The sequence below is a fragment of the Acinetobacter sp. YH12108 genome (assembly GCF_013419055.1).
Lineage (GTDB): Bacteria > Pseudomonadota > Gammaproteobacteria > Pseudomonadales > Moraxellaceae > Acinetobacter.
Genome location: NZ_VPAW01000021.1, coordinates 35,507 through 58,455, shown reverse-complemented (window position 1 = coordinate 58,455; position 22,949 = coordinate 35,507). Strand labels below are relative to the sequence as shown.

Below are 22,949 nucleotides of genomic sequence, written 5' to 3'. Positions count from 1 at the left end.
GAATAATTCAAGTGAATTTGTTTGAAAGAAGAACTTTAAAAGCTTTATTTTCACCCGATAAAATACCCATAAAACAAGAGGAAGCTCATTTGAGCTTCCTCTTGTGAAAAATTGTGGGACAGCAATGCCGATAGGGCATTTTTTATTTCTTTAAGTTAAGCACTGGGGTAATTGGTGCTAGTGGAAATGACAACTATGGGCGAGGTTTATTGCTGTTGATCTCTGTTTAATTTAAAACGAATGAAGCCCCTAGCCTACCAGCAAAACTGACCAGAGCCTGTGAGTAGCGGCTGTTGATCCTTCACGATTGAAAAATTTAATGCTTTTAGAATTTCTTTTTTCAACTGCTGTAGTCGCGTATTCTGGCGCTTACGTGGATAAGATAAGGGTACTTTTAAAACCTGTTCGATTCGCCCAAGATTAGCCTGCATCACGACTACTGAATTGCTCAGCAATAAGGCCTCAGCAATATCTTGGGTTGCTAAAATCACGGTAATTTTTTTGGTTTTCCAGATTCGCTGTAATTCTTCATGCAGATGATGACGCATTAGCGCGTCCAGTCCAGCAAAAGGATCATCTAATAATAAAATATCCGGTTGAGTAACCAGGCTTTTGGCAATGGCCACTTTCAGATTCATGCCAGCAGACAAGTGCGATGGATAAGCATCCTTAAACGGCGTCAGTTGCAGCAATTCCAGCTGTTCCTGAATTCTTCGGTTTTCCTCTTCTTTACTTAAAGGGATTTGATGTAAAGCCATGCGGATATTTTCCGTCACACTGAGCCAGTTAAACAGTCGATGATCCTGATAGACAATACTGAGATTTGGAAGATGTTCAGCTGGCTGTTTCCCCTGAATCAGAATCTGTCCCTGTTGATGCTGCTCTAAGCCCTTCAGTAAGCGTAACAATGTGGATTTACCGCAGCCAGCATGCCCTATCACACTGACAAAATCACCTGCATGAATATCCAGATTAATATCTTCGAGGACTTGGGTCTGCTGATCTGGTGCGGTGCTATAACTTTTATATAAATTTTGAATCGTGATTCTACATTGAGAGTGCTCCGTCATTTTTCCTCACCTTTTGCTGCAATACATATTTAATGATTGTTCTAGACTGGATCTATCCTGTTTATGAACTTGGATAAATTTCTGTCTCTTTTAGATCTGCTGAAAATAGGACTCTTTTGACTATAAAAGAGTTTAGGGTAAGGAGTTATCTTGATTTTTTATTTGGTTATCAAAAGCATGTATAGATTTTAATAGTTAGATATAAAATTATATATTTCAATAACTTAGAATTTTTTTCTTCTAGAAAACGTTATTTAAAATATTCCGAACAACCAAATCGCAACAATGCTTAGGGCAATAAAAAACCCGCGAATGCGGGTATTCAAATGGCTCTGCTTACCAGGCCAATTTATATTGTTCTAATTCATGCGGCACAAGCTCAACCTGATCCTGGAAATCAAGCAAGATATCATTTTTAATAGCCGCCAGACGGTAGTCTTCACGCTTACGCGGACGTTCCAGATCCACTTTCACAATACGTTTGATTCGTCCCGGATGTGGCTGCATTACCACTACCCGATCACCTAACAATACTGCTTCCTCTACATCATGAGTGACCAGAATAGAGGTGATCTTTTCTGACTGCCAGATCCGCTGTAATTCCTGTTGCAAGTTGGCACGGGTCAAGGCATCCAAGGCACCAAAAGGTTCATCCAGTAATAAAATTTGTGGACGATTCACCAGACTACGCGCAATTGCCACACGCTGGCTCATCCCCCCAGACAGCTGACTTGGATAGGCAGTTTTAAACTGGCTCAATTGCACCAACTCCAGATGATAATCAATCAGTTCCTGCTTTTCGGCTTTGCTCAGACCTGATTTTTCTAGCGCTAAAGCTACATTCTGCTCGACACTCAGCCAGGGAAACAAACGGTGATCCTGAAACACAATACCGCGATCCAGACTGGTGCCCTGAATCGGTTTGCCATCAATCAAAATACTGCCTTGAAACTCGGCATCAAGGCCCACCAAAAGCCGCAATAAGGTTGATTTACCACAGCCACTATTACCGACAATACTAATGAACTCGCCTGGCTGGATATTCAAATTAATCTGATCTAAAACCTGTAACTCTTCCCCATCTTTAGGGAAGAACTTGTCGAGTTTCTGGATCTCGACATGACCCTTAATATTCACCTGTTGATTCATGTTGTTATCTCACATCTTTTATTTATTGGCCGCCTGACGCCAGCGTAAGTTATAGTTTTCAAAGAATTGTGCTGCCTTGGAAAATAACAGCCCGACAATCGCAATAATGGCCATGCCATATAGCACCACTTCCATCTGGAACAGGTTCTGTCCGTCCATGATTGGATTGACCACGCCAACCGAGGACACAAAAAAATACTCCGCGCCCACAGTCGCCACCCATGAAAATACCAGCGCAATATTCAAACCGGCAAAAATACTTGGGGCTGCTGCGGGTAAAATCACTTTAAAAAAAGTACGTACCGGACTGAGCTGGAAAATCTGCGCCACTTCCTTAATTTTGACCGGCACATTCTTGACCCCGTCATAGGTATTAAAGAACACCGGATAGAACACCACCAAGGCAATAAAAATCACTTTTGAAACTTCACCATGTCCAAACCACATGATCATCAGTGGAATCCAGGCAAATACAGCTACATGCTTGATGGCATTCAGTGTTGGAGAAAAGATTCGATCCAGCCAGACGTTTAGACCCAGGGCCAAACCCAGCACTGCACCCATCCCTCCACCGGCAATAAACCCTGCCGTGTTGCGAAGTAGGCTGGCGATAATGTTTTCTGTCACCTCGCCTGCCTGCCAGCTTTCTACAAAGGCCTGCCATACAGCAGCTGGCGGTGCCAGCAAAGCAGGATCAACCCATTGTTTTGCGGTCACGATCAACCAGGCAACCCACAGAACCAGAGGAATGACCCAGCCGCGATAATCTATTTTTTTCATGACATTTTCCCTATCTAGCCTGATCCCAACCACGGAACTGTTTTTGTATGAGGCGGATAATGACGTCAAAGCCAAATCCCACCAGTCCAATCACCACTACAGTTGCCATCACCACATCGAGCTGGAAAATCTGACGGCCATAGACCATCACATAGCCGATCCCTTCACTTGAGGCCAGCAGTTCTACTGCAACCAGAGCGCCCCATGAACTTGCCAGAGATAAACGCAGACCACCGATAAAACTGATAAAGGCACCTGGCAGAACCACATTTTTAAATCTGGACCAGGTGCTCAACTGATAAACTTCCGCGACTTCGGTCAATTGCTGTGGAATATTGCGCACGCCTTTAAATACATTGATGGTCATCGGTACCAGCGCGGCTTTAGCAATCAGAATAATCTTGAGGGCTTCATCAATCCCGACCAGTAAAATTAACAGTGGAATCCAGCCGATCACGGGTACCAGATTAATGGCTTTGAATGTGGGCCAGATATAGGCTTCTGCTCGACGTGACAGCCCCATAGTCAGACCTAAGACCAGTGCCAGTACAATGCCGGCACTAAAACCATAGCCAATCCGGCTCAGACTGACACTCAGATTGCTCCACAGTTCGCCAGTTTGATACAGATCTTTCAGGGCGACCCAGACCAGTTCAGGTGCAGGCAGCAATAAAGGATTCACCCAGTTCCGTTCTACCGACACATGCCACAGATAGAGCAGCGCGATGGGGAAAATGATTCCGATTCCCCATATGAACACCTGATTCTGTTTTAAAAAATTCAGAATACTTTTTCGGTTCAATCTGGATGCAGCATTGTCCTGTGTCGGTGTCTTGGCTGTTTCAAGCTCGATTTCCTGTAACATCACTCAACCTCCTCAAGGGCATGATGGTTATTGCCCATTGGCATTCAGAGGTTTCCAATAGTTCTGTAAATTCAAAGTTTTTAAAGCATTATTGACATACTTCGGCTCAATCCAGGAATCAACATCAATATTGCCGCGAATCAGTTTCAAATCTTGACCCGCTTTAAGCTTCTGCTTAATGAGTGACACGTTATAGGCATCAAAAATCGGGGCACTATGACGTTTCAGATCTACCCCAATATGGGCTTTATTGATGTTGCTATACGATATTCCAGATTTTGCCCAGAGTTTAAACAGGGCATCTTTATTAGCGGGCTTGCTTTCCCAAGCCGCTTGTTTGACCAGCACATTCACTACACGCTGAACCACTTCAGGATATTTTTGCTCAAACTTGGAATTCACCAGTACATAGCCTGAGGTTTTATAGAGATCAGGTTCATTTTTGGCACTATAAATAATCTTGGCAATACCGCGATCGACTACAGGAAAAATATAGCTACTGCTCCAGATTGCATCAATATCACCACTGGCTAAAGCGGAATACGCCACTGGGCCATCCATGTTGACAAAACGGAAGTCTTTCTCACTGAATCCGTATTTTTTGACCACATTAATAATCGATAAATGCAGATTGGTTCCTTTAAAGAAGCCTATTCGTTTCCCTTTTAAATCAGCAATCGATTTAGCCGGAGAACCCGGTGCTACCACCAGATAAGTATTATCCTGTGAGCCAGCCATGGCGACCAGTTTAGTGTCCAGACGACTGGCTTTGCCAATCAGTCCAGGCAAATCACCAATCCAGGTAATATCGACCAGACCATTCGCATAAGATTCATTAATCGCAGGACCCGCTCCTTTAAAGTTATTCCATTGTACTTTGATGCCATCTTTCTGGAATTCTTTTTCAAATAAACCCAAGGTCTGTGCAGTCGCATAGTAATTACCATAACCTACAGGGCGATTACCTGTACCGACCATCGGCGAAGCAAAACGGATCACGCTGGGTTTCGCCTCTGCGGCAGAGGTCTGAATCGCTGGCAGCAGTGTTGTTGTAGAGAGAAGGCCAGCAAATAATACTTTTGACCATTTAAACATGTGAAAATTCCTCAAAATATAAAATTAGAATCCGTACTGGAATTGTGCGACCAGTTCGTTATAGCTCTTGTTTGTAATGTCATTGTTGACATGGTTCAGGTTGATCTGAAACTTGGTGGTTTCCGCAAAGAATGCATTCAGGCCCAGACTGTGAATATCAACAGTTTGATCGGCTAAATTCTTGTCACGATCAATGGTGTCGTAGCGATAGAAGGCCTGGTAAGACTTTGGCCACCAGTCGTCATAACGGCCCTGATTACGGAATCCTTTGACAAACTGCTCACCAAAGTTCCAGAACAAGGTACCTGTGTGCGACTCACTTTCACGCTTATAGGTCTGTGCAGTTTGTGAAATGTAGGTGTCATCTTCACCTTGTACATATTCATAGGTCACACCGAATGGATGGTGGTTATAGTAAATATCGAAGCCTTTACGCAGCACATCGCCCTTACCAGCAAAGGCCGCGCTGGTACCATCAATTTCAAATAGATTGCTCTTGCCTTGATACCAGGACAGACCAAAACTCAGTTCACGCAGCCATGAGTTATATTCCGCAGGCAAGGTATAACGCAGACGTCCAATAAAGTTTTTGTCATCATTGTCATCCGATTTATTGGCTCCATTACCATTCACCAGACCAAAGGCATAGCTAATCATTGGTGAGCGATAGTTATATCCATAGTCCACGGTTGGTAAGGCATCCCCACGTACAATCAAGCCGACTTCACGCAGTGCCAGTCCATAACCTAGGCCCGGCAAACTGAACAAGGCATTGTTAATGGTAGGTTTTAGGTCTTCAGTGGCCTGAACTTCCTGGCCAAATGGTAACAGTTGCTGACCTAAAGTAACGCTCAAGCGCCCCGTGTCGGCACTTAAGGTTGGCAATACGTGATAAGTCAGTTGCGCATCCAATAAGTTCAGATAACTGTTATTGGTCCCTGTCTGTGGAGAAGTACCAAAACGCAGATTGAAATCCAGGTTTTTGCCTTCTTCATAGTCTTTATACAGATTGCCAATAAAACCAATTTGGACTGCACCTAAATCAAATGAAGAATGGCGGTCTTGAACAACCATCCCGGTATTGGTACCCGTAGGTGGAGTGCGCTGTGCTTCATCGATATAAGAAGCTTTGGCCTGCACGACTCCATTAATCAGCAGTTGACGTGTTGATAATGCCGTTTTGGTATCGCGGTCACGTTGTACCTGATATTTATAGTTTTCCAGATCGCTTTGCAGACCTTGCAACTCGGCACGTGTCACAAAGCTTTGGTCATCATCAAATTCAGTTTCTGCATCAGCAGATAGTTCAGCCTCATCAGCAGTAGTGGCTTCTGTAACGGCTTCGTTCTGATTCTGAATCTGCGCTAACTGGGTTTTTAATTGTTTTAATGACTGCTCGAGTTGACTGACCTGTTGTTGTAACTGACCTACCTCCGCATCTGCATGCGTTAAGCCAATACTCGCGCTTAGCAGAGTCAGTACCGTTGCCCCTTGTTTAAAATATTGCTTCATACAATCGACACACCTACAGTTTTGCCAGTGAAACATCAGTCGATTTGATCAGCACAATCACCTGACTTCCTACCTGCAAATCCAGCTCTTCTACAGAACGTGTCGTAATTACCGAAGTGAAAATACCCGAAGCAGTCACCACATCGACTTCAGAAACCACATCACCTTTTACAATTTCCTGAATAGTACCTTTTAACTGGTTACGCACATTAATAGATTGAATTGTCATTATTAATTCCTGTTGTTTTGGTTGGAATTAATATGCATGATTTTTAATATGCAGAAAAATAATATAAATAGATTTTGATATATTATTTTATAAAATCCAAAAATATTATTTTAAATCCATTTAATCTGATAATTTAAATATTCTTTGTCTTTAATCACGATATTTTCATATTGCCAATCCAGAATATTTTGACTCGCCAGATTCTTTATCTCTTTATTAATGGTTTGGCGTGAGGCAGAGAGTAAATCTGCTAAATCATGCTGGGAGATCTTGAGTTTAATTTCAGTTCCCAGAGGATGAGATCGACCATACTGAATCGAAAGGTCATGCAAAACCTTGCATACTTTTTGATGTAAATTAGCGACTTGCAGGAATTTGACCTGCTGGATCAGATATTGCATCCGATGGCTGAGAATATTTAAAGCATCCTGCTTTAAGTAATTGTTATCATTTATTTCTTCTATAAATATATGCTGTGGAATTTGCAGGACCTTGACCTGATTAAAAGCATAATAATCATAATCAATCACTTGTGTATTGAGGCAAGGAAGCAGGTTAATCAGATGCTTTTCCGAGAAATAATTAAAGGCATGAAAACGACCTGATGGGCTTAAATATCCAATCTGGATAATCCCATCAAGCAATATATATAAAGCAGTATGGCAATTTTCTTTATTTAATATCAAATCGCCTTTTTGATATTTTCGAATCGTTGAATATTTTAAAATATAATCCAGCTTATCCTCAGAGATATTTTTAAATATATTTTTTAATATGTCATAATCCACATTATTTTTTGCAGTATGAATTCTCATAAAATGATCCACCCTATATTTTATTTAAATATTAGATGGATCATTAATGACTGGCGAATCATTTATTCTTGATTCTTTAGCTATTTATATGCAAAGTTTCCAATTGAATAAGAATTACTTATGAAACTTTTTCATAAATACCGTCTTCGCTGTTATAGCGGAAGTTGCTGATGTCCTGCTTGACGTCTTTACGCAGTTCACGGCTTGGACGGCCATCCACACCGACTGGCACATCACCCTCTAAAGTCACACGGCGAACTACACGGTGCTGGTCACCATAGTCATTAATCGCTCGGTGTTGCGTTGCACGGTTATCCCAGATCGCCACATCACCTGCACTCCAGCGCCAGCTCACAATATTTTCCAGCTTCTCTACATAACTTTGGAACAGGTCGAATAAACGGCGTGATTCACTTGAGCTATAACCGACCAAGCTCTTAAAGAAATGACCCAATAACAAGGTTTTTTCACCTGTTTCAGGATGAACGCGTACCAATGGATGTTCAGTTTCATATTCAGTTGAATTGAAATAATTTTTATATTTTTCCAAAGCTTCTTTTGGAACACTGACTTTTGCAGCATAGTCAAAGTTGTTGCTGTGAATCGCACGCAAGCTATCTGCCAGTGTTTTTAATTCTTCAGGTAAATCATTGTAGGCAGCGGTTGTATTTGCCCATACGGTATTACCACCCACTGCGGGTGCAACCACGCTACGAAGAATAGAAGCTTTTGGATAAGCATCAATAAAGCTGATGTCCGTATGCCAGCTGTCTGCACGTGCACCACGTGAATCAATTTCCAGAATATGTGCAGAGCCATCTTTTACCGGCACAGTCGGGTGATTTAACGGCGTGCCTAAACGTGCTGCAAAGGCTTCTTGGGCGACATCATCCAGATGTTGCTGATCTTTAAAGAAGATCGCTTTATGCTGCAATAATGCCTGGTTGATTTCATTTATCACTTCATCAGCCAAATCTGCTGACAGTTTTACGCCCTGGATTTCAGCGCCAATACGGCCACCAATTGGTTGTACCTGGATGTGTTTATATTCATAAGCCATGATCATTTCCTCTATCTATAATTATGTCGACCTTCGGTCTGTAAAATCATCATGCCGAATCGGCTTATCTAACGCTGTCAATTTATTGACATTCTTATGCACCATTTTTGATTTATAAAATACTTTAGCTGCTTAAGTTTTCGGGCATAAAAAAACCCGCTTACGCGGGCTTTGATCAGATCGTTTTAAGCTGACTTTTTCTTCTGCTTGCCAAGGCGGGTAGCTAAAGCCGTGACCTTCTGATAGCCAGTTGGCATGAGGCGCTGGATTAAATCAATTGCTTTAGCATCATTCCCAATCAGCAGACGGCGTTTGTCTTTTTGCACCGCGTCCAGAATTTGACGGGCTGCTTCTTCCGGTGGACAACGCAGCAGCTTATTGAAATTCTGTGCAGATTTTTCCGGGTGCATTCCCAGACTACGAATACTGTCATTCATTTTCGCTGCAATGGCGATATTGGTACGGATTCCGCCTGGGTGTACACAGAGTGCGCTTACGCCGCAGTTTTCCATATCCAGTTCCTGACGCAAGGATTCAGTAAAACCACGCACAGCGAATTTAGTGGCATTATAAGCGGACTGGGTTGGCTGGGCAGTTAAACCGAACAAGCTGGAAATATTAATGACATGACCATCACCGGTTTTCTTGATTAAAGGCAGGAACTCTTTGGTGCCATAGACCACGCCCCAGAAGTTAATGCCGACGATCCATTCCAGCTCTTCATAGCTGGCGCCTTCTACGGTAGAACCAAGGGCAACACCAGCATTGTTAAAAATCATATTCACGCTGCCATGATCTTTCTCGACCTCAGCGGCCCAAGCGTGCATTTCTTCCAGATTAGCCACATTGACCTTTTTAGTTGTGACACGAACATCAGTACCTTTCAGCAGCTCAACGGTTTTAGCCAGGCCCTGTTCATTCACATCACTGAGTGCTAAATGACAGCCCTGCTTTGCTAAAAGCACCGCAAGTTGTTGACCGATACCTGAACCTGCGCCAGTAATGGCCGCGACCTTATTATTAAAATTTTTCATTGAATTTCCTTGATTAAAACACTGCCCTTCCATGACAGCCTGTTTTTCTGTCGCATAGGGATACAGCACATTATTTCAATATAGTTTTGACAATCCATATTGTCAATAATTCCAGCATGTCTCTACGGGCCAATTTTCAAGCTTGAATTTCAGCATAGGTCAAAGCCGGATTTATTGATAAGATACTTAAAATCTCAAGCACATGAGTCTATGGTCTTTATGACGGATGCAGTAAATTCAGGACAAAAACTAGCAAGTAAAAGTAAGGAACGCCAGTTTAAAGGACTTTCCATGGCTGAGCGTCAGCAGGCGCGTCGTGAAAAGCTGATTGAGGCCGGGATTGAAGCTTATGGTCGTTATGGTTTCTTTTCAGTCACAGTGAAGGATATCTGTAACGAAGCAAAACTGACTGAACGTTATTTTTATGAATCCTTTAAGAAAAGCGAACATCTGTTCCAGACTATTTTCCTCAAGCTGATTGACCAGTTACAGCAGAATGTCATGCAGGCCATGATGCAAGCCTCTTCTGATCCAAAGAAAATGATCGAAGCCGGTCTGACTGCCTTGCTGACGACCTTACGTGACAATCCGGGTATGGCACGAATTATTTATATCGATGCGATGCTGGTTCAGGAACTGCATAATCAGGCCACGATTCATGAAACCATGGGCCGTTTCGACCGTATGATTCAGGCCTTTGTCATGCTGATGATGCCGAACCTGAATCGTTCTGAAAGAGAGATTTCCCTGGTCTCGACCGGGCTCAATGGTTATGTCACCCAGATTGCGATTCGCTGGGTCATGAGCGGCTTTAAACAGTCACTGGAAGAAATTCGGTCTTCCTGTAGTCTGGTGTTCTTTGCTTTATTAGACACTTTGGGTACAGAAAAACCGGCGGATCCGGTTAGATAATTTTTAAATCAGGATAAGGTCTATATAAATCTAGTTGTCAGTGATCTACAAGATTTTGAATTAAGACCCTCTTATAAAATAACAGCTTAAATTGTGACAAATCTTTGCGAAAGGCCCCGGAACTACCTATTCTGCAATGATACTGTCATAATTAATCTTTGTAATAAGCCTGTCATAAATATAAAACGGTCCACCGTTTGCATGAAATAGGGTATTGCGCTGTGAAAGATGACTACATTCTAATTGTTGATGACGAACTGCCGATTCGTGAAATGATCCATACTGCTCTGGATATGGCGGGCTTTCAATGTTTACAGGCAGAAGATGCCAAGCAGGCTCATCAAATGATTGTGGACCAGCGTCCAGCATTGATTTTGCTGGACTGGATGATGCCGGGTGGCGTCAGTGGTGTCGATCTATGTCGTCGTCTGAAACGTGATGAAAACCTGTCCGAAATTCCGGTCATCATGCTGACTGCGCGTGGTGAAGAAGATCATAAAGTTCAGGGACTGGACGCCGGTGCCGATGACTATATGACCAAGCCGTTTTCGACCCGTGAGCTGGTTTCACGTATTAAAGCTGTTTTACGTCGCTCCAATGCCCTCAGTGGTGAAAAATCCATTGATGCTAATGGATTGGTATTAGATCCAGTCAGTAAGCGTGTGAATTTTGGCAATACTATACTGGACATGGGACCCACTGAATATCGTCTCTTGGCATTTTTCATGACCCATCCGGAACGTGCTTATACCCGTGCGCAGTTGCTGGATCAGGTTTGGGGTGGCAACGTCTATATTGAAGACCGGACCATTGATGTGCATATCCGTCGCCTGCGCAAGGTACTCGAACCTTATGGCGCTGACCGCTATGTACAAACTGTGCGTGGCACCGGTTACCGTTTCTCGACCCGTGTCGATGTTGCACTCGGTTAATTATTTTTAGGTAAATCTCGTTTTATGTATGAGCCCTATCCTGTTCCCGAACTGTCACACGAGCACAAAAGACTTCGTTACAGCAGCCTATGGGATTTTGCCAAGCAAGATTTACGTCTCCTTCTTCTCTTCCTGGTAATTGCCAGTTGTATTGGCCTAGGCATCGGTTATTTCTGGATCTGTATCGTTCTGGCCTTTGTTGCCTTTTTTGGTACACAGTTGCGTTCACTCTACCTGGTCAATGAATGGATCTCGAACCGTCCCTATGATGTACCGCCAAATATCAACGGAATCTGGGGCGCTTTACTGTTCAATGTTTATCGGGCCCAGCGTCAGGAACGCGTTGTTCAGGCTGAAATGGTCGAGCTGATTGACCGTGCACAATCCTCGCTAGTCGCCCTTCAAGAAGCTGTAGTGCTGATTGATGAAAACCAGCAGATTGAATGGTGGAATCCGGCGGCAGGACGTTTACTAGGGATTGGTCAGGAAGATCGCGGCCGTAATATCCTGAGTTTGTTACGTCAGCCAAATTTCATTGATTACTATCATCATATTGATGATGCACCTGATGGCCTTAAAATGAAGTCTTCGATATTCGAAGATCATTATGTCCAAATCAAAATGACCCGTTTTGGCGGTGAAAGCCGCTTACTGGTCGCTTATGATGTGACCCGGATGCATAATCTGGAACAGATGCGTAAGGACTTCGTCGATAATATTTCGCACGAACTGCGTACACCTTTAACTGTGCTCAGCGGCTATATCGAAACCTTTACCGATCAGGAAGATATTAGCCCGCGCTGGAAACGCGCCTTTGACCAGATGCAATCCCAGACCCGTCGCATGAATGCACTGGTCAATGACCTGTTGCTGCTATCCCGTCTGGAAAATGACAAGAATATTGCCAAGAACCAGATTATTGACATGCCTAATCTGATGAACCAGCTGTTTGATGATGCGCAAGCCTATAACGTGGATTATGGCCATACCCTCAACTTGGATATTGATAGTCACTGTGACCTGATCGGCTCAGATATGGAAATTGCCAGTGCCTTCAGTAACCTGATTACCAATGCCATCAAGTACACGCCTAAAGGTGGAACCGTGACCATGGGCTGGCATGATGATGGTGAATCGGCCTATTTTGTCGTAGAAGATACCGGGATTGGGATTGATCCTAAACACTTGCCACGTTTGACCGAACGTTTCTACCGGGTAGATTCTGACCGTAGCCGCCGTACTGGTGGCACAGGCCTGGGTCTGGCAATTGTGAAGCATGTACTGATGCAACATCAGGCCCAGCTCGAAATTGACTCCCGTGAAAATCAGGGATCCACCTTTAAAGTGATTTTCCCTAAAGAACGCCTCAGTTTCCCAGACTGATTCAAAAATAAAAAAAGGTGCAAGTCGCACCTTTTCTTTTTTAGCGAAGGCTTTAAGACTTTAATGCCTGCTCTTTGGATAAGGCCCGGAAATAAGCCGCACGATGCGAGATTCGTTCCAGATAGGCCTGAATCGCCGGATAGCTTTTACCGGTACGGCTTTGCATAGCTTCAAGTGGGAAGCTCATCTGGATATCCGCAAAACTGAAACGACCGGCAAAATATTCATGCTGGCTTAAATGATCTTCCAGAAACTGGATATGGTCTTTTAGACGGCTTTGTACAAACTGCTTTTTTACCCCTTCACAAATTGTTTTAGCCACGGGACGAACCAGAAATGGCACTTGCTCAGGAACTTTGGTCATCACCAGTTGCATGACCAGCAAAGGCATCAAAGACCCTTCTGCATAATGCATCCAGTAGCGGTATTGCGCCTTGTTCTCGGCACTGATCGGCTGAAACTGATAGGTCGAATCATAGGTTTCTTGGAGATACTCCAGAATGGCGGCAGACTCAGCCAGTACCAGATTCTGATCTTCCAGAATCGGGGCTTTACCCAGAGGATGAACCTGTTTCAAAGCAGGCGGAGCAGAATAGTTTGGCAGGCGTTTGTAATACTTGATCTCATAATCAAGTTCCAGCTCTTCCAAGGCCCACATGATTCGAAATGATCTTGATTGTTCGAGATGATGTAAAACACGCATATTAGACTCATGATTTTATTGTTATTACTGCGTGAGCATAGCAAAAAGTCTGGCTCTAACTAAAGAGTTTATCAGTCTACTTACATTTTCCCTACCGGATATAACGTACCCTCTTTTAGCTTAAATCAGGCTGGTCCGAATCTCCAGACTACGTAACAGGGTTTTGGTCACTGGGGTTTTGGCACAAATCTCCAGAATTTTCTGCTGCAAAGCCGAATCATGAGTAATATCGAAACTTAAGCGTCGTTCAATCCATTCCTGTCCTTCTTTATTGGCAAAGAATTCTGCTTCAACCTGAAAGTCGCCCAGTTCAATGTCCTTATGCTTGGCATACATGCGCAACGTAATCATGGTGCAAGAGATCAGACTGCCTAAAAGCAGATCATAAGGTGCAGGACCTGCATCCTGCCCGCCGAAGGATTCAGGTTTATCGGTCAGATAATGATGTTGACCATGACTGATTTCTCCCTGCCACGGTATGGTTAAGCTCTGTATTTTGGCAATTGCGATACGGGCCATACTGATCCTTTGTTCTTATAGTTATATGAAAGATTTATCGAGAAACACGCATATGTTCTGGAAATGCCGGCGCTTCCATACGCGGCCCATCATAACTAGGAATGGTGCCAAAACGCGGGTGTCCCATCATCCACTGTTCACGGGCCAGCTTCAGTTCTTCCACATCACGACCAACCAGATTCCACCACAATAAAATAGGGCTTTCAAATGGCTCTCCACCAATCAGCAAGATTCGCCCACCCGCATGAATTTCGACATCTACATACTGTAATCCCGGCTCAAGAATCACCATATTATCTTCAGTCAGTTCATGCCCATTAATACTTGCCAGACCCTCAAGGGCCATAAAGCCATATTCAAATCTTGGATCTAAACTCAAATGGGCACGGGTACTTTCAGCAGCAAATAGATCCACCCCCAAGAGTTCAGTATGCACTTTAACTGGTGATAGTGTATCCAGGAATTCCCCGACCAGGACCGTACATTGAATGCCTTGTTCTTCGATCACGGGTAATTGCGGATAATGATCAAACGCCGGAGCCATATTGATCTTGTCATCAGGTAGGGCGATCCAGAGCTGTGCTGCATGCATCTTGGTTTCAGTTTCCGGTGAAACCTCTGTATGCGAAATGCCATAGCCTGAAGTCATCAGATTAACCTGTTTCGGCCGGATCAATTGCCGGTTACCCAGACTGTCACTGTGCATCATGGTGCCTTCAATCATCCAGGTAAAAGTTTGTAGGCCAATATGCGGATGCGGTCCGATATCCAGACCATCTCCCTGAGGAAACTGAGTAGGACCGGCATGATCCAGAAAACACCAGGCGCCAATCATGCGTTTATGCCGACTCGGCAAGGCGCGTTTAATGACTGTTCCCTGCCCGATTTCCGCACGCCGTAAAGGAACTTCCTGTATGAACTGATTGATATACTTTTCACAATCATCTGAATTTGACAGTTCAATATCATTATTATTCGACATGGTTGAGCTGACCTCGGCAAGTTCATTCTGGCTGTATGCTGCATCAAGACATCTTTCCCTGATCATTACAAGATGTCTACCTCATACAACAATGTACCGCGTCTACCCACAAAATCTATCTTTGGAAATATTTCGATACGTATAAAATGTGCTACTCATCAGAACAGTTCAAATACTTAAAGGCTTCAGTCTTCCAAATCCTGTAATCAAGATCTTGGTGATGAATCATATAATCATTCAAGCACCTTACATCAGTTCGTTTAAATCAACTTATTCATCATACTCATGTTTCACGTGAAACGCCTATTTTTATTGATATAAATGATTAAAATCAGCAATCTATAAAAATGTGATCCGTCTAGTTTTATGTTCACAAAACAAAAATTTTGTTACGTTTTCTTTTTAAAATTCGTACTACCCCCTGATTCTAGGGAGATTTTTTTTTATTCATTTGGTCCATAATAGGACCCAATAAAAATAAGATTGGATCAGGACATGTCATCCTCGAATGAAAATATATATTCAACGGCGAATATGTCTTTTCAAAACTCGACCACAGATAGATCATTAAAGTTGGCCGAATGTGATCTGCAAAATCGCCAGTTAATTGAAGATGCGCTTGTACATCGCGCTGCACCTATTCCTGCGCAATTCCAGCAGTACTTTTATAACTATCTTTATGTGCATCGTCATCAAAATCTTCGCCAGATTAATTACATGGCGCAGATCGCCTTTTTGCTGTATTTCTTTGCCGATATTTTTATTATTCCTGACATGTTTTTCCTGTCTGGCCTGATCCGGGTATCACTGGTCATTGCTGTCATGTTTTGCTGCTATTACCTGTTTAAGCATCAAAAGAATATCCGGGTTCTGGACATGATTTTGCCTGTGGGCACGACTGTGGCTGCAGCGACCTGGATTAGCCTGCTCCTGCTGTCGAATAGCCCGCATGTGTCAACTTATATCTATGCCTCTGCGATCTTTGTTTTAATTACCAATCTCTGTGTACAGACCGAGTTTAAGGGTGCGCTGTATTGTTCTATTTTTATCGCCCTGTTTATCATGATTGGGGTAACCCATCTCATGAGTCTATCGCAGGCCTTTATTTTCGCCGTTGTTTTCACGCCTCTCTGGGCGTTTAGTATTTATATCAACTGGAATAATATCATCAACATACGGCGCTCTTTTTTACGCACTTTGCTGGATGAATGGAACTATCAAACCTTAAAAAATCTTGCTCATACTGATGATCTGACGCAGTTATTTAATCGTCGTCATTTTGTGGATATGGCGGAACGTTCAATCCATCAATGGCCAAAGCCTGCCAGCACCTGTCTTTTGATGTTTGATGTCGATTATTTCAAGAAAATCAATGACAACTATGGTCATGATGTGGGTGACCGGGTGCTACAACTGATTGCTGAAATTACCCGTAAAGAAATGCGCTCTAGCGATGTACTGGCACGTTTTGGTGGAGAAGAATTTATTGCCTTGCTGGAAGATACCCAGCTACAGGACTGCCTGATGATTGCAGAACGGATTCGCTGTTCGATTCAAAAGCAGGTGATGCACATCAATCCCGACCAGAAAATCCAGTTCACGATCTCTATTGGTATTGCTGAACTTGAATCTCCACAACAGGAACTTGAAGACCTGATTAAGCATGCGGATATTGCGCTTTACGAAGCCAAAAAAGCAGGACGAAATCGGATTCGGGTCTATCATCCTAATATGCTACAACCGACTAAACCGCTCTCTCCAAATCCCTGGAATGTATTTAAACCTTTGAATAAACAGGAGCAGTCTGGCGCTCATCATAAAGCGAAACAGTCTTGGTCTGCTTTGTAACCTGATAGCAAAATCAAGATTATTAGACAAGAATTTAAGAATTAGGCCTAAATTTGTTTGTGATGCTTTTCAAATAATTCCTAAAAGAATAGAATATTTTTCATACAAATATAAATATTCATCTTATTCATTTCTTTGGATTTAATGTGGGAAGGCGGCATGCCAGATAAATATGAAGAAGAAGCTCGCCTCCTGTTTCAGGATGCCCTTCAAGATCCTCTTGTTCGTATTCCTGGGTCTTTAAAACCTGCCTACTTTAGCCATCAGAAACAGCTCACTTTAAAATACCTGTTGCAGGTGAACCTATTCGCACAGGTGGCATATGCCTCCTACACCCTTGCCGATATTCTGGTGCTGAATAACATTATGAATTTGCTCATTCTGACCAAGCTAGGCTATACCTTGGTGATCGTGCTGATAACCATCTGGATGTATCATTTTTACCGGAATTTGCCTGTATTTGACCTGCTGTTGCCGACCTCGATTATCGGAGCAAGTGCAATCTGGTTTTTTAATCTAAACCAGTCTGAAAGTCCGCATACGCTCATTTATCAATATGCTTCACTGGTATTTATTGTCCTGGCCAATTTATGTGTACAGATCCGCTTCTGGCCTAGCCTGATTAATTCCGGTCTGATTACACTGGTGATTTATATCGGTGTGTATTTCAATACCCAAGCTAACCTGTACCAGATGTTCTTGTTTTCCCTGATCTATATGCCGGTATTGACCTTCAGTTTATATATCAGCTGGAGTTCTACACTAAAATCCCGTTTGGTATTCCTGCAACATACCCTGAATAAATATCACCGTCAGACTTTTGAAAATCTCGCCCATACTGACTCGCTGACAGGCCTGAATAATAGACGCTGTTTTGAATATCTGGTGCAACAGCTGATCCAAAACAATCTTAAAACAGCCTGCTCCAATCAGTTTGCTGGTCTTTGATGTAGATCATTTCAAGCAGATCAATGACCGTTATGGGCATGATGTTGGAGATCAGGTACTCCAGATGATTGCGCAGACCACACGCAATGAAATGCGGCGCCATGATGTGCTGGCACGGTATGAAGGTGAAGAATTTATCGCATGCCTTCCTGAAACTTCACTGGATTGGATGATGCACTCAAAATTGCCGAGCGTTTAAGACATAAAATCGAGAATATTGTGGTCAATCTGGAACATGGGCATCGTCTTGATTTCACGGTTTCAATTGGTGCGGCCATTCTGGAAAGCAGTGAAACGGATTTAATGGCGTTAATTAAACAGGCTGATATTGCCCTGTATCAGGCTAAAGCCAATGGTCGGAACCGGGTCGAGTGCTACGATCCTGAACTCGATCAGGGCTTGCTTGGAGAGCTTCAAAATTGGCAGGTTAAACCGACTTAAATGTCATTTGAAAGATAATAAAAAAGAGCGCCGAAGCGATTTTAAAAATGATTCGAAGATTACCTTCTTTAAAAAAAATTTGTCAATTTTATAAATATAAAAGCCCTTAAACTGGAAATATTTGAATAAAATACCGTTAATAACTAATTAATGAAATTCTAGAAAATATCTATGTTAATTAAATATATGAGTGCAGAACACCTAGCCTTTTTAGATAATAGTTTGTTCCGTATTACTCAACCTCAATACTTAAATGATCCTCCAGGTGAAGCAAGATTTGCACCATTTTATAATCACTTTTCAGAGGCTGACTTTGAATACGCTCGAAAGAAGTATCAAACCTCTTGGCTAAATGATGGCAGCATTCCTGATAATAACTTCTTGCTTAATAATTTTCTTTTACCTACAGGGATGAGATATACAGTCGAATTGTTTCCTTCTTTAAAAGGCTTTACAGACTATGAAACAACAGACGAAATTGAACGATTTCAAGCAATTCAACTAATTGAAATAATAAATAATTGTTTGTTAGAGCATATGAACCAAATGATTGGGATTTTTTCATTAAGTGACTCTTTAACCAATCATGATATGTGGATTAAATATGGTCAACATGGTAAGGGTATAGCTTTAGAATTTGATAAACAGCACCAATTTTTTAAAAAATATCCTACTAGAAAAGTCATTTATTCCAATGAAAAACGAGCTTCAATTACTTATTATGAAGGTTGTATTCGTATAAATGGCATTAGATTAAAAGATAAATATGAATCAGCTTTAGATGTACAGGATCACCTTCTTAATGAAATTAATCTAAGTGATCTTATAACAAGGTTATTTTTTACTAAAAACTTAAAATGGTCGACTGAAAATGAACATCGTATTATTTTCGACTTACAACAATACGATCAAAGAAAGGAAAACATTTTTCTAAAAAAAATTCCTTTCGAAGCATTTAAAACATTAACATTCGGCTGGGATACACCTGAATCAATAATAAAAGAAATCTTCCAAAAGATTAAAAATAATCCTGCATTAAATCATCTGAGAATTCAAAAAGTACGTTATGGACAATTAGAAAATTATGACAATTTAGAAGTAGTAGATATATAAAAAGGACGCTTTCGCGTCCTTTTTATTTGAAAGGTTTAGTAAAAACTAAACTGCCTCGAACATAGTTCTTGGCATAATTTAGGCAAGAAGCGTTGCTTCTTGAAACCCCTAAATTACTCCCATTCAATTGTTGCTGGTGGCTTAGATGAAACGTCATACACCACACGAGAAACTTCAGCAATTTCGTTCATGATACGTGTAGAAATACGGTCTACCAAATCATATGGCAGATGTGCAAAACGCGCTGTCATAAAGTCGATGGTTTCAACTGCACGAAGTGCAATTACCCATGCATAACGACGGCCATCACCGACCACACCCACAGATTTCACTGGTTGGAATACGGCAAAAGCTTGAGCAGTTTTGTCGTACCAGCCGCTTGCACGAAGTTCTTGCATGAAGATGTCATCAGCAAGACGAAGAATATCTGCATATTCTTTTTTTACTTCACCTAAGATACGAACACCAAGGCCTGGACCTGGGAATGGATGACGGTAGATCATGCTGTGTGGCAAGCCTAGAGTTGTACCCAATTTACGTACTTCATCTTTAAACAGGTCACGCAATGGTTCAACTAGGTCAAATGCCAAGTCTTCTGGCAAGCCGCCTACGTTATGGTGTGACTTGATGACATGTGCCTTGCCTTGTTTGCTGGCAGCAGATTCAATCACGTCTGGATAAATCGTACCTTGTGCAAGGAAGGTTACGCCATCGAGCTTACGCGCTTCTTCAGCGAAGACTTCGATGAATTCACGACCGATGATTTTACGTTTTTTCTCTGGATCAACTTCTCCAGCCAATGCAGAAAGGAAACGATCTTCAGCATCAGCACGGATCACGCGGATCCCCATGTTGTCTGCAAACATCTGCATCACTTGATCGCCTTCGTTCAAACGAAGCAGACCGTTGTCTACAAATACACAAGTCAACTGATCGCCAATTGCCTTGTGTAGAAGTGCCGCTACAACCGATGAATCGACACCACCTGAAAGACCTAACAATACTTTTTCATTGCCAATCTGTGCACGAAGCTGTTCTACACGCAGGTCAATAATATGTTCTGGTGTCCACAGACCACGACACCCACAAATCTGGTGTACGAAGTTAGACAGTAATTCTGCACCTTTCGAAGTATGTGTTACTTCAGGGTGGAACTGGATCCCATAGAAACGGCGAGTTTCATCAGACACCATGGCAATCGGGCAGCTTGATGTGCTTGCAGTCACCTGGAAGCCTTCTGGAATGCGTGCAACCTTGTCACCATGACTCATCCAGACATGCAGCTGGTTTTCACGGTCTTGCAGCTGACCAATCAGCTGGTCACGTACCACGATATCCACTTCTGCATAACCGAACTCATGTACAGTACCTGGCTCAACTTTACCGCCAAGTTGTTCACACATGGTTTGCAAGCCATAACAGATACCCAGTACAGGTACACCTAACTCAAATACCACTTGCGGCGCACGCGGGCTGCCTTCCAGGTGAACACTTTCAGGTCCACCAGACAAGATGATACCGTTTGGATTAAATGCGCGAATGTCTTCTTCAGACATGTCATAGGCATACATTTCAGAATATACACCAGCTTCACGGACACGACGTGCGATGAGCTGACTATATTGAGAACCGAAATCCAGAATCAGGATACGATCTTCAGTAATTTGAGTATTGGTAGTCATGACAAACAACTATGAAAGGCAAACGAAAGATAAGCGCCGTATTCTAGCATTTTTATTAGGTTTAAGCACACTATTCCCATCAGCATAATAATTAAGCAGTTTATTTTTTTAAATAGAATAAAGCTTTTGATTCAGTAGAAGAGTCCTCCCTTCTCTCCACGGAATTCAGCGTATTTACGATATTACGATATTACGATATTTGGATTTCAATCATTTCAAGATCGGCCAGTTAAGTTGCTATTGAAAGTTTATTTCGCTTACCTCTATCCTCTATTACGGTCTTCACTTGGATGGCGTTAAGGGTTAAACATGGGAGCCACCTTTTAATTTTTATTTTAATGACATTTTCATGCTAAGCCTGTTTTATAGGAATTTACCGCCAATTTGTAAGATAAATTTTTAATTCACCCATCAGGGATGAGCGGGCAATTATTTTCCTGTTCGGTACTGACTTTCATGCCGCAGACTGTTAGGATTTGATCACCTTTTCGCTTGTTTTTTCCCTATGGAACTGCTTGATTTTATCCTCCACGTTGATGATCACCTGCTCGAATTCATTACCAATTACGGCATCTGGATTTATGGCATTCTTTTCCTGATTATTTTTGTTGAAACGGGACTGGTGGTGATGCCATTCCTGCCGGGAGACAGTCTGCTATTTGCATCAGGTGCACTAGCGGCTTCAACGGGTGCAATGGATCCATGGGTACTGATTCCGCTACTGTTCACTGCGGCAGTGCTGGGCGACACCCTGAATTATCATATTGGTAAATATATTGGGCCACGTGTATTTGAGATTGAATCACGTTTTATTAATAAAAAGCATTTGCTTGCTACCCAGCAGTTCTTTGTGAAACACGGTGGTAAAACCATTATTTTTGCCCGCTTCATTCCTTTTGCACGTACCTTTGCACCTTTTGTTGCTGGTGCGGGAAGTATGAATTACAAATATTTCCTGACTTACAATATAATCGGTGGCTTTCTCTGGATCAGTTCATTTGTGATCCTAGGTTATCTGTTTGGCAACATGCCAATCGTCAAAGACAACTTCACTCATCTGATTTTCGGTATCATTATTTTAAGTATCATGCCAGGTGTGATTGGCTTTATTCAGCAGAAACTCAAGAAAAATAAAATCGCCTGAAAGCCTAGAATTATTGATTGAAAATTTATTCCAGCCAATTGATCAACAAGGGCACCAGGCAAAGCAGTAAAAACAGAGCCGACCCTTTATAAATCAGGTCGGCTTTTCTTTTTGCCGACTCTCCCGCCAGAATCGCTTGTCCGAAGATCATCCAGAACAACGCAACAAGCAAGGCAATCCCGGTAAAAATCGCAAAGACCAGAACAAAGTTACTCGGGCTTTTCCAAGTAGACAGCGGCAAGATTCCGGTCGCCAGAAGTGCTGCTTTGGGGTTTTTTAGGGTTCCCTTAAACATCTGCCAGGGACGGATCTGAGGATGACTCTGATTATATTGTTCCAGTTGCCGCGCCTTGAATAAATGGAAGGTCATCCAACCCACACCGATTGCACTCAGCACATGCACCAGTTCCTGAAAACTGGGCCAGATCGGTGAAAACAGATGAACCAGCAGAGCCCACCCATTGATCGCATATAAATACCCCACCAAAATAACGGGAATATACAGACTGGTTTTGGCTGTTCCTTGCTGATAGGCAGAACTGGCCACCAATGCATTGGCAGGTCCAGGGATCATCAGCACTGCTATTGTTGCAAAAACAAAGAGCCAGTTTTCAATCATGGTGGTTAAACATATCAGACAAGGTGATTACCTTAACCAATCTCGTGTTCCGATCACAAGACGAGATCTTTCAAAATTTTATGCGCATCGGTCATTTTTTCTGGTGAATACCGT

At 42.5% G+C, this 22,949-nt stretch carries 21 protein-coding genes and 1 pseudogene; 7 read left to right on the top strand and 15 right to left on the bottom strand.

Annotated features, from left to right (window positions below; translation table 11 throughout):
- Positions 1-254: 254 nt before the first annotated feature.
- The 10 genes from FTU46_RS12990 to FTU46_RS12945 form a co-directional block, all read right to left on the bottom strand.
- Positions 255-1,070 (bottom strand): ABC transporter ATP-binding protein, encoded by an 816-nt coding sequence (locus FTU46_RS12990; RefSeq protein ID WP_180105145.1) that lies wholly within the window; start codon positions 1,068-1,070, stop codon positions 255-257.
- A 336-nt stretch (positions 1,071-1,406) separates the two neighbouring features.
- Positions 1,407-2,219, bottom strand: a complete 813-nt coding sequence (locus FTU46_RS12985) for an ABC transporter ATP-binding protein (RefSeq protein ID WP_166138948.1) — start codon at positions 2,217-2,219, stop codon at positions 1,407-1,409.
- An 18-nt stretch (positions 2,220-2,237) separates the two neighbouring features.
- Positions 2,238-2,999 carry an ABC transporter permease gene (locus tag FTU46_RS12980; protein WP_180105144.1) on the bottom strand — a complete coding sequence of 254 codons (762 nt, stop codon included), beginning with the start codon at positions 2,997-2,999 and terminating at the stop codon, positions 2,238-2,240.
- Positions 3,000-3,009: 10 nt separating this feature from the next.
- Complete coding sequence (locus FTU46_RS12975; RefSeq protein WP_159124141.1) at positions 3,010-3,864, bottom strand: ABC transporter permease; 855 nt, start codon at positions 3,862-3,864, stop codon at positions 3,010-3,012.
- A 27-nt stretch (positions 3,865-3,891) separates the two neighbouring features.
- Positions 3,892-4,959: an ABC transporter substrate-binding protein gene (locus tag FTU46_RS12970; RefSeq protein WP_180105143.1), complete on the bottom strand. Its 1,068-nt coding sequence runs from the start codon at positions 4,957-4,959 to the stop codon at positions 3,892-3,894.
- Positions 4,960-4,983: 24 nt separating this feature from the next.
- Positions 4,984-6,471: a hypothetical protein gene (locus FTU46_RS12965; RefSeq protein ID WP_179992728.1), complete on the bottom strand. Its 1,488-nt coding sequence runs from the start codon at positions 6,469-6,471 to the stop codon at positions 4,984-4,986.
- A 13-nt stretch (positions 6,472-6,484) separates the two neighbouring features.
- Positions 6,485-6,700 (bottom strand): molybdopterin-binding protein, encoded by a 216-nt coding sequence (locus tag FTU46_RS12960; protein WP_179992729.1) that lies wholly within the window; start codon positions 6,698-6,700, stop codon positions 6,485-6,487.
- A 110-nt stretch (positions 6,701-6,810) separates the two neighbouring features.
- Positions 6,811-7,515: a Crp/Fnr family transcriptional regulator gene (locus FTU46_RS12955; protein ID WP_180105142.1), complete on the bottom strand. Its 705-nt coding sequence runs from the start codon at positions 7,513-7,515 to the stop codon at positions 6,811-6,813.
- A 118-nt stretch (positions 7,516-7,633) separates the two neighbouring features.
- Positions 7,634-8,575, bottom strand: a complete 942-nt coding sequence (locus FTU46_RS12950) for a TauD/TfdA family dioxygenase (protein ID WP_180105141.1) — start codon at positions 8,573-8,575, stop codon at positions 7,634-7,636.
- 185 nt (positions 8,576-8,760) lie between these two features.
- A complete protein-coding gene (locus tag FTU46_RS12945; protein WP_180052699.1) occupies positions 8,761-9,609 on the bottom strand; it encodes an SDR family oxidoreductase in 849 nt (282 codons plus the stop codon).
- A gap of 219 nt (positions 9,610-9,828) precedes the next feature.
- Here FTU46_RS12945 and FTU46_RS12940 point away from each other — a divergent pair, with 219 nt between their 5' ends.
- The 3 genes from FTU46_RS12940 (at position 9,829) to phoR (ending at position 12,836) form a co-directional block, all read left to right on the top strand.
- Positions 9,829-10,521 (top strand): TetR/AcrR family transcriptional regulator, encoded by a 693-nt coding sequence (locus tag FTU46_RS12940; RefSeq protein ID WP_180105140.1) that lies wholly within the window; start codon positions 9,829-9,831, stop codon positions 10,519-10,521.
- A gap of 221 nt (positions 10,522-10,742) precedes the next feature.
- The gene (phoB, locus tag FTU46_RS12935; RefSeq protein ID WP_180011595.1) at positions 10,743-11,453 is read left to right on the top strand and encodes a phosphate regulon transcriptional regulator PhoB; all 711 of its coding nucleotides are present in this window, start codon (positions 10,743-10,745) and stop codon (positions 11,451-11,453) included.
- Positions 11,454-11,477: 24 nt separating this feature from the next.
- Positions 11,478-12,836: a phosphate regulon sensor histidine kinase PhoR gene (gene phoR / locus FTU46_RS12930; RefSeq protein WP_004780666.1), complete on the top strand. Its 1,359-nt coding sequence runs from the start codon at positions 11,478-11,480 to the stop codon at positions 12,834-12,836.
- Between the two features lie 52 nt (positions 12,837-12,888).
- On the opposite strand, the gene FTU46_RS12925 is transcribed toward phoR, so the two are convergent.
- The 3 genes from FTU46_RS12925 to FTU46_RS12915 all read right to left on the bottom strand — a co-directional run bounded on the left by FTU46_RS12925 (position 12,889) and on the right by FTU46_RS12915 (position 15,040).
- On the bottom strand, positions 12,889-13,539 hold the full coding sequence (locus tag FTU46_RS12925) for a glutathione S-transferase (RefSeq protein WP_180105139.1): 651 nt from the start codon (positions 13,537-13,539) through the stop codon (positions 12,889-12,891).
- A 120-nt stretch (positions 13,540-13,659) separates the two neighbouring features.
- On the bottom strand, positions 13,660-14,058 hold the full coding sequence (locus FTU46_RS12920) for an OsmC family protein (protein ID WP_180047783.1): 399 nt from the start codon (positions 14,056-14,058) through the stop codon (positions 13,660-13,662).
- A 34-nt stretch (positions 14,059-14,092) separates the two neighbouring features.
- A complete protein-coding gene (locus tag FTU46_RS12915) occupies positions 14,093-15,040 on the bottom strand; it encodes a pirin family protein (protein ID WP_180105138.1) in 948 nt (315 codons plus the stop codon).
- Positions 15,041-15,535: 495 nt separating this feature from the next.
- On the opposite strand from FTU46_RS12915, the gene FTU46_RS12910 reads away from it, so the two are divergent.
- The 3 genes and pseudogenes from FTU46_RS12910 (at position 15,536) to FTU46_RS12900 (ending at position 19,390) form a co-directional block, all read left to right on the top strand.
- Positions 15,536-16,888, top strand: a complete 1,353-nt coding sequence (locus tag FTU46_RS12910; protein WP_180105137.1) for a GGDEF domain-containing protein — start codon at positions 15,536-15,538, stop codon at positions 16,886-16,888.
- Positions 16,889-17,047: 159 nt separating this feature from the next.
- Positions 17,048-18,277, top strand: a pseudogene (locus FTU46_RS16860) (GGDEF domain-containing protein).
- A gap of 186 nt (positions 18,278-18,463) precedes the next feature.
- Positions 18,464-19,390: a DUF2971 domain-containing protein gene (locus FTU46_RS12900; protein WP_159124120.1), complete on the top strand. Its 927-nt coding sequence runs from the start codon at positions 18,464-18,466 to the stop codon at positions 19,388-19,390.
- A 113-nt stretch (positions 19,391-19,503) separates the two neighbouring features.
- Here the strand turns inward: FTU46_RS12900 and guaA are convergent, their stop codons facing one another.
- On the bottom strand, positions 19,504-21,072 hold the full coding sequence (gene guaA / locus FTU46_RS12895) for a glutamine-hydrolyzing GMP synthase (protein WP_180069998.1): 1,569 nt from the start codon (positions 21,070-21,072) through the stop codon (positions 19,504-19,506).
- Between the two features lie 505 nt (positions 21,073-21,577).
- Between guaA and FTU46_RS12890 the strand changes: the two genes are divergently transcribed.
- The gene (locus FTU46_RS12890; RefSeq protein WP_180105136.1) at positions 21,578-22,216 is read left to right on the top strand and encodes a DedA family protein; all 639 of its coding nucleotides are present in this window, start codon (positions 21,578-21,580) and stop codon (positions 22,214-22,216) included.
- Between the two features lie 25 nt (positions 22,217-22,241).
- Here FTU46_RS12890 and FTU46_RS12885 read toward each other — a convergent pair whose 3' ends face one another.
- Positions 22,242-22,835, bottom strand: a complete 594-nt coding sequence (locus FTU46_RS12885; RefSeq protein ID WP_180105135.1) for a threonine transporter RhtB — start codon at positions 22,833-22,835, stop codon at positions 22,242-22,244.
- Between the last annotated feature and the right edge of the window lie 114 nt (positions 22,836-22,949).

Excerpts from the sequence above, each read along its gene's own strand:
- FTU46_RS12990 (WP_180105145.1), bottom strand. The coding sequence starts at position 1,070 with ATGACGGAGCACTCTCAATGTAGAATCACGATTCAAAATTTATATAAA.
- FTU46_RS12985 (WP_166138948.1), bottom strand. The coding sequence starts at position 2,219 with ATGAATCAACAGGTGAATATTAAGGGTCATGTCGAGATCCAGAAACTC.
- FTU46_RS12980 (WP_180105144.1), bottom strand. The coding sequence starts at position 2,999 with ATGAAAAAAATAGATTATCGCGGCTGGGTCATTCCTCTGGTTCTGTGG.
- FTU46_RS12975 (WP_159124141.1), bottom strand. The coding sequence starts at position 3,864 with ATGTTACAGGAAATCGAGCTTGAAACAGCCAAGACACCGACACAGGAC.
- FTU46_RS12970 (WP_180105143.1), bottom strand. The coding sequence starts at position 4,959 with ATGTTTAAATGGTCAAAAGTATTATTTGCTGGCCTTCTCTCTACAACA.
- FTU46_RS12965 (WP_179992728.1), bottom strand. The coding sequence starts at position 6,471 with ATGAAGCAATATTTTAAACAAGGGGCAACGGTACTGACTCTGCTAAGC.
- FTU46_RS12960 (WP_179992729.1), bottom strand. The coding sequence starts at position 6,700 with ATGACAATTCAATCTATTAATGTGCGTAACCAGTTAAAAGGTACTATT.
- FTU46_RS12955 (WP_180105142.1), bottom strand. The coding sequence starts at position 7,515 with ATGAGAATTCATACTGCAAAAAATAATGTGGATTATGACATATTAAAA.
- FTU46_RS12950 (WP_180105141.1), bottom strand. The coding sequence starts at position 8,575 with ATGGCTTATGAATATAAACACATCCAGGTACAACCAATTGGTGGCCGT.
- FTU46_RS12945 (WP_180052699.1), bottom strand. The coding sequence starts at position 9,609 with ATGAAAAATTTTAATAATAAGGTCGCGGCCATTACTGGCGCAGGTTCA.
- FTU46_RS12940 (WP_180105140.1), top strand. The coding sequence starts at position 9,829 with ATGACGGATGCAGTAAATTCAGGACAAAAACTAGCAAGTAAAAGTAAG.
- phoR (WP_004780666.1), top strand. The coding sequence starts at position 11,478 with ATGTATGAGCCCTATCCTGTTCCCGAACTGTCACACGAGCACAAAAGA.
- FTU46_RS12925 (WP_180105139.1), bottom strand. The coding sequence starts at position 13,539 with ATGCGTGTTTTACATCATCTCGAACAATCAAGATCATTTCGAATCATG.
- FTU46_RS12920 (WP_180047783.1), bottom strand. The coding sequence starts at position 14,058 with ATGGCCCGTATCGCAATTGCCAAAATACAGAGCTTAACCATACCGTGG.
- FTU46_RS12915 (WP_180105138.1), bottom strand. The coding sequence starts at position 15,040 with ATGTCGAATAATAATGATATTGAACTGTCAAATTCAGATGATTGTGAA.
- FTU46_RS12910 (WP_180105137.1), top strand. The coding sequence starts at position 15,536 with ATGTCATCCTCGAATGAAAATATATATTCAACGGCGAATATGTCTTTT.
- FTU46_RS12900 (WP_159124120.1), top strand. The coding sequence starts at position 18,464 with ATGAGTGCAGAACACCTAGCCTTTTTAGATAATAGTTTGTTCCGTATT.
- guaA (WP_180069998.1), bottom strand. The coding sequence starts at position 21,072 with ATGACTACCAATACTCAAATTACTGAAGATCGTATCCTGATTCTGGAT.
- FTU46_RS12890 (WP_180105136.1), top strand. The coding sequence starts at position 21,578 with ATGGAACTGCTTGATTTTATCCTCCACGTTGATGATCACCTGCTCGAA.
- FTU46_RS12885 (WP_180105135.1), bottom strand. The coding sequence starts at position 22,835 with ATGATTGAAAACTGGCTCTTTGTTTTTGCAACAATAGCAGTGCTGATG.